This is a genomic window from Halomonas sp. SpR1 (assembly GCF_031010175.1).
GTDB lineage: Bacteria > Pseudomonadota > Gammaproteobacteria > Pseudomonadales > Halomonadaceae > Vreelandella.
Genome location: NZ_JAUAMB010000023.1, coordinates 66,243 through 77,945, shown reverse-complemented (window position 1 = coordinate 77,945; position 11,703 = coordinate 66,243). Strand labels below are relative to the sequence as shown.

Here is an 11,703-nt window from a genome sequence, read left to right as displayed (position 1 = left end):
AGGACGTTAGTGGCTATCTGATGGGTTACTACAACCAGCAGCGCCCTCACTCGTTTAACGATGGCATGCCTCCCGTTGTGGCTGAGGAAAATCTTAAATTACTGTCCGGGATTAGTTGACCACTACATGTCTTCGTTTAGCTGCAAGTGGCCTTCGCGCGCTTCATCGATGAGATCTTCAATCCAATCCTCTGCTTTTGAGCGGGCGCTCCAGCCTCTAAAATGTGAAAAGCCTACTTCCCCTGCTTTTTCAAACATAAGGCTAAGCTGATCGGTTCGCTTCTCGACCTCATCGGCTGCTAAGGGTACTCCGCACCAGTCACAAGCCACTTGAGTCAGGATTTTTTTGGCTTCGTCGTATAAAACAATTTCGTCCTGCTGAACCCAATCTTTTGCTGCTTTGGCATAGTGCTCGCGAGTCAACTGGCCTAATCTGTCAGCCGATTCGTGCGTCCATAGCTGCATAAACATCGCTTTTCGATGCCGGTGAGCTTCATCGTCTAGCCCTTGAACCCCACCCACACCGAACAATGTTTTCTTAGCCGGTAGCGGCGCCGCCCCAGCTCGTTTAAATTTAGTCTCATCGTAAAATAGTTTGGCTGCCTCGCTGCCACTAAGACAGTAAGCGCTACGGCCAAGTACCTTGGTTTTAAAGACATTGGACTGCATCGACACGCGTCGATTAATAATAAAATTATAGCCTTCTTTCACCAGGCTAATGCTGTGATCCAGGCCTTTCTCCTCTGGCATCTTCGTCCGTGTACTCATAGTAACCTCCCTGGCTGTAAGAGTTGGTGCGATTAAAGGACAGCGATCAAATCACCTCAAAGTGATGGTTCTGCTGATCGCTCCACCCAAATGGACTTATCCAAGTGTAGTCAAGAGGGAGCTAACTGCTGGTTAGCGTGCTGCCACACCTTGGGCAATGGAGGCGTTAGATACGCTGTTGGCGTAACACCATCAACCCCGCCATTAAGATCATGCCCATACCCAGCCAGGTCATGGCGTCAGGCACCTCGTTGAATAGCAGGTAGCCCCAAAGGCTGGCAAAGATGAGGTAAGCGTAATCAAAGGTGCCGATCAACGCCGAAGGGGCGGTTTGATAGGCCCTTGCCACACCTGTATTTACAATAATCAACAGTAGTGCGTATGTGCCGATGGTCGTTAGCACTGTGGCGTCTAACGGTTGCCAGCTAGCAAACAGAAAGGGCGCGCGTTCGGCAAGTTGCGTCGTTTTATTAACGGCCACTAGCACACTGAAAAACACACCGGCTGCAAGAAACGCTAGATTCAGCCCTAAGGTGAGTATTAATGGATGCTCTGTTTGACAGTGATGGCGAGTAACCAGCATCGCGAGGGCGTAGAAGATGGCCGCCAGGACAGGGAGTAGGGTGGCAGGTGTGAAGGTGTCGCCGCCAGGGCGCAGAACCACCACTACGCCTAGAAAGCCAAAGAGTATGCCCGTCCACGCCTGTAGTGAAAGATGCTCGCCCGCCCCAAAAGCAGCCAGTACGGCAATAAACAGCGGCGTGGTGTAAATGGCGACCGCCGCTACAGAAAGCGGAATCAGTGGCAGTGCTGCGTAATAGGCTATCCACATCAGCAGCAGAAGCAGGCTTCTGATCGCTACCCAACGCAGCGCTTTAACGCTCAGCCGAGTTCCTGGGCGACCAATCAACAACGTTAATAGTACTGGCAACGATATTAGCGATGCGATGACATAAAGTTGCCATAGCGACATACTGGCACTGAGATGCTTAACCAACGCGTCAGTCAGGGCGAGTAGAAAGACGGCCCCTACGATAAGCATGATGCCCTGGAGAATATTGTCTTGTGGCTTGGGAGCAGGCTTCATTACCGCGTTCCAGTGATGAATTCTGCTCTAGGTTGCCTTTGTTGCTATCCGTGCTTCAAACGACTTCTGCGTCACGATGTATGAGCTCAGATTATGGATAAATTCATTAAGTCCCTTCCGCCCCTGGCGACTCTTCGCCCCTTTGAAGCTGCCGCTAGGCTTGAGAGCTTTTCGCGCGCGGCCGATGAGCTTCACCTGACCCAGGCAGCAATCAGCCGCCAGATTCGTGCGCTGGAAGAAGATCTTGGTGTGATGCTTTTCGAGCGCCGTAATCGCGGTGTATTTCTTACCCGTGAGGGGCGCGTGTTTGGTCGTACGGTATCGCAGGCGCTGGAAAGTATCGCCACTGGCGCTCAGGATCTACGCGGCGACCCTGACGATAAGCGCGTCGTGCTGTTCTGCCAGTTATGCGAAGCGTTCTATTGGCTAATGCCACAGCTGGCTGACTTTAACCGGCGCTACCCTGACATTGAGATTCAACTGGCCACCTCTACACGGCCAATTACCGAATTTAGTGGCAGCTTCGATATAGCGCTGCAAACCAACGGACGGCCCAGCGGGAGCCACCGCTTTGTGTTTACCGCCGAGGACGAGATATTTCCGGTTTGCAGCCCGGCTTACCTGAACGGGGTTACCACGCCGCTGAGTCTCAATGCGTTACTTAACCATCGATTATTGCACCACCACGCGGAACCGCCGGATTGGCTGGAGTGGGATGACTGGTTTCGGGCCATGGGGCACTTTGAGCTCTCATCAGCGGAGAGTGCTGTTTTCGACAGCTATCCACTGCTACTTCAAGCGGCTATCGCGGGGCAGGGTATCGCCTTGGGTTGGCGGCGCACAACGCAACGCTTAATTGAAAATGGCGAACTGATCCGCCCGGTGGCGGAGAGCTTGCCTCAGCACGATGCCATTGCCCTATACACACGCCAGGGGGCGCCTCAACGCCCCGGCAGCGAGGCGTTATTGGGCTGGCTGCGTGAGGTGCTGAGTGAAACGTGAAGCTAGGGGCCGAGGTCGACCCCAATCAGCTCAACAGTTTGGCGGAGGTTAAAGGCATGTTGGCAGAAAAGTTCGAAAATTGGGCTCAGCAAGAACGTCATTAGGTCCTAAGCATTCGCCGCCCGTTCAAGCTGACCACCGAGCTTTTCCACGAAGCCTTGCATGGTTTCCTCACCTAAATCGACCGCCTTTGCCCCGCCCCCAGCCACCAACGTTACGTCACTAATGCCGATCACGTTGAGTATCAGGCGCAGATATTGGGAAGCGATGTCGCGATCCTGAAGGGGAGAACCAGCAGTATAAATGCCGCCTGATGCCATCAGTACCGTTGCCTTCTTGCCAGTCGCAAGTCCGCTTCCATCGAAGCCCAGCGTCAGGCCCTTACGAACGATATGGTCTACCCAGGCTTTGAGAACCGCTGGCACATTGTAGTTATACACCGGCGTGGCAATCACAAGGTGATCAGCGGCGAGTAGTTCCGTCACGAGTTCGTCTGATAGCTGCAACGCATCCGCCATCTCGGGCGACTGTTTATCCGGCGGCGTGAAGTACGCTTGCAGCCATGCCGCGTCAACGAACCGAAGCCCGGTATCCAGCAGGTTGCGGTTGATAACAGTGCCATCGGGGTGAGCGGCCACCCAGCCCCGTACGAAACGCCGCGTCATGTTGTGTGATACTGAATGTTCACCGCGTGGGCTTGCTTCTATAACCAAAAGCGTTGTCATGGCAAATCTCCAAAAAAGTCGCGAGGCGAGTCCTATCAAGGCTTTGCTCTTCCGCTGGGTGTATGGGAAATATATCGCCACTTATGTATTTCTGTAAGTGATTAAAATATGATCAAGTCCATCGCTTTTTATGATTGATATGCGGAGAACTCTCCTTGATAGGAAGCCTTACCCTTGATCAACTTCGCGTGTTGGTGACGATTGCGGATACGGGAAGTTTTTCGGCCGCGGGGCGAAAGCTTGGTCGCGTCCAATCCGCGATAAGCCAAACCATCGCGACGCTCGAGGATATCCAGGGCGTGTCGCTGTTCGATCGAAGCGGCTACCGCCCCTTATTGACGGACACAGGGCGGGTGCTTGTCGAACAGGCACGGTTGGTATTAGCGAGCGCTGCCAAGTTTGAAGGCGTCGCCATGGGGGTGCGCCAAGGCTTGGAACCGGAGCTTGTCATTGCTATCGACCCTCTGGTGCCCACGGCGCCCTTTATTGAAAGCCTATCCGCACTCAGTCAGACGTTTCCGAATCTGCCAGTCAGTTTTTCAACCGAAGGGTTGGGAGGCTCGTTGCGGTGGCTGAGACGTGACTCGGCTGCCATCGGTATCTGCTTGTTGCTGCCTTCGATTCCAGATGACATTACGGCATATCCGCTGCTTCGTGTACGGATGCAGGCGGTGGTAGCCCCTGGGCATCCGCTGGCTAAGCTCGGACGAACAGCAACGCCAATCGATCTGGAGCCCCATGTTCAGCTCGTTCTGTCCGACCCCATTGATCCAGGCAGTGCAAACTTTGGGGTTTCAAGTGCGAGATGTTGGCGCTTTGTGGATCTGAGCCGACGTCTCGACTTTTTGCTAAGCGGTTTCGGATGGTGCCGTATGCCTGAACATCTTGTAGCCGAGCTGGTAACTGCGGGAAGTCTGGTTCCGCTTCATATTGAGAACGATCCAACGCCTGAGGAAGGGTTAACGATTTATGCCGCGCACGCGCGCAATCAACCCCTAGGGAAGGCTGGCCAGTGGTTGCTGGATGATCTCAGGCGGCGATTGCACTCTTAAAACAATCCTTTAGAGCACGGTTAAGGGGATTGGATATTGAGATTTTTTACTGTATATGTAAACAGTTATTATGCTAAGGTTTACTTAATCTCTATTGATAAGCGCGCTTGAGTATTTGCTCTGGTAGGCAAAGGTGAATGTTGCTGCATTAAGTGATGCTTGCTTTAGGGATGCATAAGGCTCGATGTAAACCTGGAGGCAATACTTATGAATGATCAGCAAATACAGATATTCACCAGTGAAGATGGACAAGCACACCTAGAGGTGACGCTGGAGCAGGAGACCGTTTGGTTGAGTCAGGCGCAGATGTGTGAATTGTTTGGACGCGAGCGCTCGGTTATTACAAAGCACATTCGCAACGTTTTTAAAGAGGGTGAGCTGGAGCGAAATTCAGTATGTGCAAATTTTGCACATACTGCCGAAGATGGTAAAACTTATCAGGTTGATCACTTCAATCTTGATGTCATCATCTCAGTTGGCTACCGCGTGAAATCTCAGCGTGGTGTACAGTTCCGCAAGTGGGCTACAGATGTACTCAAGCAATATCTTGTTCAAGGCTACACCCTGAATCAGCGTCGCCTGACCGAACGTGGCATAGAGTTTGAGCAGGCGGTGAGTTTGCTTAGCCGTACCTTGACCAATCAAGGTTTGGTTTCAACAGAAGGCGAGGCCGTAGCGCGTGTGATTAGCGATTACGCGCGTTCCTGGAGCCTGCTGCAGGGCTACGATGAGCAGCAATTAGCTGAGCTAAGCATTAAGCAGCCCGGTATGCACTCGCTAGAGTTGGAAGAAGCCTTGAAAGCTATTGGTGAGTTAAAGCAAACCTTAATCGCCAAAGGTGAGGCAACCGAACTATTTGGGCAGGTGCGGGGCGACGGTTTGACATCGGCTTTGGCCACCATTGAGCAAGGCTTTGGCGACGAGCTGTTTTACCCCAACGTGGCCACCCGTGCGGCGCACCTGCTTTACTTCGTGATCAAAAACCATCCACTGGCCGATGGAAATAAGCGCTGTGGTTCGTTTCTTTTTCTATGGTACCTGCGCCGCAATGCGACCTTGCTGGCCCGGCCCGTCGAGCAACTGATCAACGACAACACCCTGGTGGCGCTAGCGTTGTTAGTGGCTGAAAGCTTGCCTGATCAGAAAACGCTAATGATACGGTTGATTGAGCATTTTATACTGCTGAAAGATAGTTAATTGTGGCAGTTGATGTGCTTAGCGCCGCCCCCGAAGTGACCTCTGAAGTTAGATAAGGCCGTTTGTTATGAACATTGATCTTTACCAAGTAGATGCGTTTGCCTCTAAGCCCTTTGAAGGCAATCCTGCGGCAGTTTGCCCGCTGGAAGTGTGGCTGGATGATGCGCTGTTACAGGCCATTGCCACGGAGAACAACCTGTCCGAAACGGCCTTTTTTGTGCCGACTGAATCCGGCTATCAGTTGCGCTGGTTTACCCCTTCGGTGGAAGTGGATTTATGTGGTCATGCCACGTTGGCGGCAGCATGGGTAATTTTTAATGCATTAGGCGATAGCTCAGAAATACTGCAATTTCAGACCCGCAGTGGGCAGCTATTAGTAAAGCGTGAGGGTGACGAGCTGGCGATGGATTTCCCCGCTAAAACGCTTGAACCCTTGGCAATGCACACTGAGGTAGCGGCAGCGCTCGGCGGTATCGCGATTGAGGAGCTGCTGATCTCTGACGATATCGTGGTGGTGATTAATGATGCGTCGTTGATCGAATCGTTAGCGCCGGATATGCAGCAGCTTAAACAGTTGCCGGGGCGGGGCATAGCCGTCACCGCTAAGGGTGACGATGTGGATTTTGTTTCCCGTTGGTTTGGCCCCAAGGTGGGCGTGGAAGAAGACCCGGTGACCGGCTCGGCCCATACGTCGCTTGCACCTTATTGGGCTACACGTTTAGGCAAGCAAACGCTAACCGCACGCCAGGGCGGTGCCCGCAAAGGCGCGCTTAGCTGCATCGTGGAAGGCGAGCGCGTGATTATCAAAGGCCGCGTGGCGCCTTATCTAAAAGGTGTTATTACCTTGCCGAAGAGTAACTGAAAAAAGCTAGGTATGTTTAGGCAGTTATTCCTTTTGGCGGCTAGCCGCCCGGACGAAGGCCGTTGGGGATTGGCCGAGTACCTTGCGAAACATGCTGGAGAATGCGGTCGGGCTGTCGTAGCCGAGCTCTAGCGCGGTTCGGGTAACGGAACTGCCGGATAGCAGCCTGGGAATAGCCGCCATCAGACAGGCCTGCTGGCGCCATATCGCAAAGGACATACCGGTCTGCTGACGGAACAGGCGGTTAAATGTGCGCTGGCTGCGATGTAACTGCCGGGCCCACTCTTCTGGAAGGCTGTGAATGTTCGGCTGGCCAAGAAACTCTCTGCACAGTGTGGCTAACTGAGGCTCGTGGGGCAGGGGCGCAAACAGTGGCAGCGATGTAGCCAGTTGGAGCTCGTGCAGGAGTAGTTGTGCCAGGGCGCCATCGCGCCCGCTTTCATCATAAAGTGCGGGTACGCTGGCGGAAGCCAGTAGTAGGTGATGCAAGAGAGGCGTCACGACCAGCACCTCACAGTTGCGAGAGCCGCGTGGCGCTGCGTCAGGCTCGATATACAGGCTTCGTGTGCTAACCCCGTTCATGCGTACCTGATGGCGCTTGCCCGCAGGCAGCCAGACGCCGCTGAAAGGGGGTACCATCCAGGTGCCGTCATCCGTGTCGACTTCCATAAGACCTGTCATCCCATAAAGAAACTGGGCGCGACGATGAGTATGAAATTCGAGCAGCGTGCCGGGGCTATAGTCAGTGCCGATGGCCACCAGGGGCCGTGCTACATCGTCTACGTCTGACAGGGGAGTATTGAGCATTGTCGTCAACCTGGCCGAAACACAATGATTATTGTCCAAATGACGAAGGTCGGCCAACTCCTGCCGTCATATAGTGCCTGCTATTGCGTTTCTTCAGGAGAATGGCGGTGTATAGCGTACTGCTTCTTTGTGGCGGGTTGGCGGGAGTTACCACTGTGTTGTTTGGTTTTGGTGGTGGGTTTGTGGTGGTTCCCTTGCTGTATACCCTGCTGATTTCCGTCCATGGGCTGGATAGCGGTATCGGTCAGGCGGCCATGCATATAGCGGTGGCCACCTCGACGGCGCTAATGATTTTTGCAGCTTCCCTGTCGACTTGGCGTCACCACCGTCGACAGACCGTGCAATGGCATCTGGTGCGTCCCATGGTTGGCTATATCGCCATGGGGGCTGTGCTCGGCGCGGCAGCCGCCGTGTCGTTAAGTGGGGAGTGGGTACGCTGGGCCTTTATCGGCTATCTGGGGATTACGATTCTGGATGCCGTGCTTCGGCCCGGTTTTCTGCACCAGGCGAGTGGTGATGTACGCCCCATGGGGCATCTGGTAACAGCGATGACGGGAACATTCATCGGAGCAGTCGCCGCCTTGCTGGGTGTGGGCGGTAGCGTAATGACCGTACCGCTCATGCGCCGAAGAGGTGCCAGCATGACAGCGGCCACGGCAATGGCTAACCCGTTATCGTTGCCGATGGCGGTAAGTGGTACCGCAACATATGTGTTGCTGTCGGCAAGTGGCACCGCTTTTGGGGCCTGGTATGCGGGCTATGTGGATGTGCGTGCGTTGCTGGTGTTAGCGATAGGCTCATGGCTCGGTATCCGCCTGGCGTCGATATGGATTGGGCGCATTCCTGATCGCATCCATGCCGGGGTATACCTGCTACTGCTGACCATGGTGCTTGTGGTGATGGTTTTGGTACGTTGAGTGTTGCTTGCTTGGGAGATGCCTGTTTTGTGGAGCGGCTCTTTATGGGGAGCAGGGTTTAAAGACGTAAAGTTGATTCATTTAGCAACCACGCGCTATGTGATCACGTACTGTGTGATTGAGAAGGCCAGCGCAATTCGAAACAAGATCCACCCTCATCAGAGGGGTAACATCTGGCCTCGCCACGATGGGCTCTTGCAATAGCCGCCACCACCGCCAATCCGAGTCCACTTCCTCGCTTGTCTCCTGGCATATTACTGCCAGCATCCCGCGCATGCCGGAATGCTGTGAAAATATGAGAGACATATTCCTGAGGAATACCTGGGCCGGAATCCACCACACGCAAAACACACCATCCTTCATCCTGGCGCGTTTGGATGATTAGCGACCCTGGTGATGCATGCTGGCGAACGTTTTCCAGCAGCGCAAGCAATGCCTGACGAATACGGACAGGATCGCAATACACGGCGCCAGATTGCAGATCAAGGGTCGGATAATGATTTGATGCATTTAGGGCATGCCTACAAAATTCTACGACTGATTCAATTTCAGTCGAAAGATCACATTTCTTGATCTCAAGGTTCAGATGACCGCTGTCGGCCAAGCTCACGGCGCGAAGGTCTTCAATCAGTTGAGCCATGCCGTCGATTTGAGTAAGGAGGCTCATAAACTGGGGTTTTTCGGGAGGAAATACGCCTTCTGCCAAGCCTTGCAGACGCCCGCGTAAAATAGTAACGGGCGTACGCAGCTCATGGGCAATAGCCGCATTCCAGAACGTCATTTCCTTGGACATACGCTGTAATTGGTCTGCCAAGGCATTGAAGTCATTTGCCAAAACGGCGGCCTCGCCTAACGACCTATCACCCGTCATGGCGCGTGCGTCCAGGTCGCCTTGCGCGACGCGCCGCATGCTTTCTGTTACGGAGTTTAGCGGCACCAGAATGCGACGTGCCAAGTGAATGCCCACTATCACGGCGAACGCGAGCCCAACCAACGTAGTGCCAACGAGCCAAGCCCACTCGAGCCCCGACGGGAACATGTTTGGTTCGCTAATCGACCCCTGCCAAAAATGGAAGGTAATGAAATAGAACACATAAGAGGTCACCACGACTAACAGGGTTATGCCAAACGCCATCGCTGCCATTGTCAATGCGATTGTCCGGCTCAATCCAATGAGTTTCATTCTGTTCCCCACAACCGGTACCCGACACCGCGTATGCCAACGGGTATGCCTCTCACACCGAAGTCTTCCAGTTTTTTACGCAGCTTGCTTATATGGCTGTCGACAGTGCGTTCAAGCGCTTCACTTTCGGGTAGGCAGGCGGCCAACAACTCTGCGCGGGTGCAAACTTTTTTGGGTGCGCGTGCAAGGTGCGTCAACAATCTGAATTCGGTGAGCGTCAACGCGAGGCTATGTGAGTCTTCTCCCACCTGAACAAAGGCTTCGTGCTGTTCCAGGTCGATCTCAAAGGGCGGAACCCGGAGGACACGGGGTTGGTGGTTTGCATCAGCCATGGTGCGCCTTAACACTGCCTGAGCGCGTGCGACGACCTCGGCAGGGTTAAACGGCTTGACGACGTAGTCGTCGGCACCAAAGCGCAAACCCATGAGTTTATCGATGTCCTGATCCATGGCGGTCAACATGATGACGGGCGTCTCACCACGGTGGCGAACCTCTGACAGTACCTGCCAGCCATCCATTTTAGGCATCTTTACATCAAGTAAGACAAGATCGGGTTTCATCGACAAATGCATGTCCAATGCCCTGCGTCCATCTTCTGCGTAGATGGTTCGGAGGCCCGCACGTCTCAGATAAGCCTGCAGGATATCAGCGATCTCAGGCTCGTCTTCGGCGATGAGAACCAATGCTTGCGGGGCAGGAGGAGAACTTGGCGACTGATGAGTCGTGGACATGAAAGTGCCTAGTGAAACATTCATTGTGTTCTCCATCATATCTACACATACCGTCGACGTTAATACCACGCTACAGCGATATAGTCCCCTTCAATTCTATTGGTAGGCAAATGTTTGCCTATGTCTGCAGAAATTAAGTCTGCAGTAATTATGCCAGCAAGAACTATGCCAGCAAGAACTATGCCTGAAGGGACGATGTATGACGATCCGACATATTTACCGCAATGGTGGCTTCTGTGCCTTGCTACTCACCGTGCTAACTGCCTGCGGGCCAGTTGAGCAAGAAGTAGCGCCGTCTCCTGCCCGAGTGTCTGTGGTTACCTTGGAACCCGTTAGATGGGAGCTGACCGAAGACTTGCCGGCCCGGGTCTTGCCGTATCAAGTGGCGGAAATTCGTCCGCAGGTCAGCGGGATCGTCCAACGTCGACTTTTCGAGCAGGGAACCGACGTGAGTGCGACGCAGCCATTATTCGAAATCAACCCTGCGCCATTTCGAGCTGAAGTGGAAACGGCAGAGGCAGCGTTGCAGAAGGCCGAAGCCGAGCTTACCCATGCCCGTGCGCAGTCAGCGCGGCTGGAGCCGCTTGTCAGGGCAGAGTCGGTTAGCCGCCAGGCTTACGATGACGCCGTCTCCAAAAGCCAGCAGGCCGCCGCTGAGGTGGCCCAAGCGCGTGCAACGCTGTCGCGCCGCCGTCTTGACTTGGAATTCTCTACGGTGGCGTCCCCCATTGCAGGCCGAATTGATCAGGCGTTGGTGACGGAGGGAACGCTGGTCGCCAGCAGTGATAGTACGCCCATGGCCCGTGTTCAGCAGATCGATAAGGTCTATGTGGATGTTCGGCGCTCGGTTTCCTCGCTCGAATCGCTTCAAGACGCGATAGCGGCGCAACCCTCCCTCGACAAAGGCTTGCCGGTCACGATCCTCGGCAGCAACGGTACGCCCTACGATGTCACCGGACGCATTCTTTTTTCGGGTATCAATGTGGATGCCAGCACAGGTGACCTTTTGCTACGTGTACTCGTGGACAACCCCAATCGGCGCCTGCTGCCCGGTATGTTTGTGCGGGCCCGCGTGCCCTATGCAAGCTATGACAATGCGTTGACGGTGCCGCAACAGTCCGTGGTGCGCATCGGCGGTAAGCCCTACGTTTGGTTGATTGGTGCCAGCGACAAGGCGGTGATGGTCTCAGTGGAGCTTGGTGAATTGGCGAACGGCAGTTATCGGGTGCAAGCGGGGGTGACAGCGGGACAGAGGATCGTCGTCGAGGGTATAGAGCGACTGGCGGATGGTATCGAAGTCAGCGCGACTGATTGGCATGTGTCATCGCCTCTTGAGGCTTCAGTGGCATCTTCTTATTAAGCTTCAGGAGTCT

The 11,703-nt window shown here is 54.2% G+C and carries 12 protein-coding genes; 6 read left to right on the top strand and 6 right to left on the bottom strand.

Annotation, left to right across the window (positions count from 1 at the left end; all coding sequences use genetic code 11):
• Window positions 1–122: 122 nt before the first annotated feature.
• Both QT231_RS16020 and QT231_RS16015 read right to left on the bottom strand, forming a co-directional pair.
• Window positions 123–767 carry a hypothetical protein gene (locus QT231_RS16020; protein WP_308337859.1) on the bottom strand — a complete coding sequence of 215 codons (645 nt, stop codon included), beginning with the start codon at window positions 765–767 and terminating at the stop codon, window positions 123–125.
• 166 nt (window positions 768–933) lie between these two features.
• A complete protein-coding gene (locus QT231_RS16015) occupies window positions 934–1,854 on the bottom strand; it encodes a DMT family transporter (protein ID WP_308337858.1) in 921 nt (306 codons plus the stop codon).
• Between the two features lie 93 nt (window positions 1,855–1,947).
• Between QT231_RS16015 and QT231_RS16010 the strand changes: the two genes are divergently transcribed.
• Window positions 1,948–2,856: a LysR substrate-binding domain-containing protein gene (locus tag QT231_RS16010; RefSeq protein ID WP_308337857.1), complete on the top strand. Its 909-nt coding sequence runs from the start codon at window positions 1,948–1,950 to the stop codon at window positions 2,854–2,856.
• 107 nt (window positions 2,857–2,963) lie between these two features.
• On the opposite strand, the gene QT231_RS16005 is transcribed toward QT231_RS16010, so the two are convergent.
• Window positions 2,964–3,581: an NAD(P)H-dependent oxidoreductase gene (locus QT231_RS16005; RefSeq protein ID WP_308337856.1), complete on the bottom strand. Its 618-nt coding sequence runs from the start codon at window positions 3,579–3,581 to the stop codon at window positions 2,964–2,966.
• Between the two features lie 155 nt (window positions 3,582–3,736).
• Here QT231_RS16005 and QT231_RS16000 point away from each other — a divergent pair, with 155 nt between their 5' ends.
• From QT231_RS16000 to QT231_RS15990, 3 genes are all read left to right on the top strand, one after another.
• Window positions 3,737–4,633, top strand: coding sequence for a LysR family transcriptional regulator (locus tag QT231_RS16000; protein ID WP_308337855.1), 897 nt, complete (start codon window positions 3,737–3,739; stop codon window positions 4,631–4,633).
• 207 nt (window positions 4,634–4,840) lie between these two features.
• Window positions 4,841–5,830, top strand: a complete 990-nt coding sequence (locus QT231_RS15995) for a virulence protein RhuM/Fic/DOC family protein (protein ID WP_308337854.1) — start codon at window positions 4,841–4,843, stop codon at window positions 5,828–5,830.
• A gap of 67 nt (window positions 5,831–5,897) precedes the next feature.
• Window positions 5,898–6,692 (top strand): PhzF family phenazine biosynthesis protein, encoded by a 795-nt coding sequence (locus QT231_RS15990; protein WP_308337853.1) that lies wholly within the window; start codon window positions 5,898–5,900, stop codon window positions 6,690–6,692.
• Window positions 6,693–6,716: 24 nt separating this feature from the next.
• Here QT231_RS15990 and QT231_RS15985 read toward each other — a convergent pair whose 3' ends face one another.
• On the bottom strand, window positions 6,717–7,499 hold the full coding sequence (locus QT231_RS15985) for a helix-turn-helix transcriptional regulator (RefSeq protein WP_308337851.1): 783 nt from the start codon (window positions 7,497–7,499) through the stop codon (window positions 6,717–6,719).
• Between the two features lie 107 nt (window positions 7,500–7,606).
• Here QT231_RS15985 and QT231_RS15980 point away from each other — a divergent pair, with 107 nt between their 5' ends.
• Window positions 7,607–8,416, top strand: coding sequence for a sulfite exporter TauE/SafE family protein (locus tag QT231_RS15980; RefSeq protein WP_308337850.1), 810 nt, complete (start codon window positions 7,607–7,609; stop codon window positions 8,414–8,416).
• Between the two features lie 103 nt (window positions 8,417–8,519).
• Here the strand turns inward: QT231_RS15980 and QT231_RS15975 are convergent, their stop codons facing one another.
• Entirely contained in the window at window positions 8,520–9,599 is a 1,080-nt protein-coding gene (locus QT231_RS15975) for an ATP-binding protein (RefSeq protein WP_308337849.1), read from the bottom strand.
• Window positions 9,596–10,354 carry a response regulator gene (locus QT231_RS15970; RefSeq protein WP_308337848.1) on the bottom strand — a complete coding sequence of 253 codons (759 nt, stop codon included), beginning with the start codon at window positions 10,352–10,354 and terminating at the stop codon, window positions 9,596–9,598. Before QT231_RS15970 ends, QT231_RS15975 begins: the two co-directional genes overlap by 4 nt.
• A gap of 175 nt (window positions 10,355–10,529) precedes the next feature.
• On the opposite strand from QT231_RS15970, the gene QT231_RS15965 reads away from it, so the two are divergent.
• Window positions 10,530–11,690, top strand: coding sequence for an efflux RND transporter periplasmic adaptor subunit (locus QT231_RS15965; protein ID WP_308337847.1), 1,161 nt, complete (start codon window positions 10,530–10,532; stop codon window positions 11,688–11,690).
• The last annotated feature ends 13 nt before the right edge of the window (window positions 11,691–11,703 follow it).

Coding starts and splice junctions, on each gene's coding strand:
- QT231_RS15995 (WP_308337854.1), top strand. CDS start 4,841: ATGAATGATCAGCAAATACAGATATTCACCAGTGAAGATGGACAAGCA.
- QT231_RS16010 (WP_308337857.1), top strand. CDS start 1,948: ATGGATAAATTCATTAAGTCCCTTCCGCCCCTGGCGACTCTTCGCCCC.
- QT231_RS16015 (WP_308337858.1), bottom strand. CDS start 1,854: ATGAAGCCTGCTCCCAAGCCACAAGACAATATTCTCCAGGGCATCATG.
- QT231_RS15990 (WP_308337853.1), top strand. CDS start 5,898: ATGAACATTGATCTTTACCAAGTAGATGCGTTTGCCTCTAAGCCCTTT.
- QT231_RS16020 (WP_308337859.1), bottom strand. CDS start 767: ATGAGTACACGGACGAAGATGCCAGAGGAGAAAGGCCTGGATCACAGC.
- QT231_RS15985 (WP_308337851.1), bottom strand. CDS start 7,499: ATGCTCAATACTCCCCTGTCAGACGTAGACGATGTAGCACGGCCCCTG.
- QT231_RS15975 (WP_308337849.1), bottom strand. CDS start 9,599: ATGAAACTCATTGGATTGAGCCGGACAATCGCATTGACAATGGCAGCG.
- QT231_RS15965 (WP_308337847.1), top strand. CDS start 10,530: ATGACGATCCGACATATTTACCGCAATGGTGGCTTCTGTGCCTTGCTA.
- QT231_RS15970 (WP_308337848.1), bottom strand. CDS start 10,354: ATGAATGTTTCACTAGGCACTTTCATGTCCACGACTCATCAGTCGCCA.
- QT231_RS16005 (WP_308337856.1), bottom strand. CDS start 3,581: ATGACAACGCTTTTGGTTATAGAAGCAAGCCCACGCGGTGAACATTCA.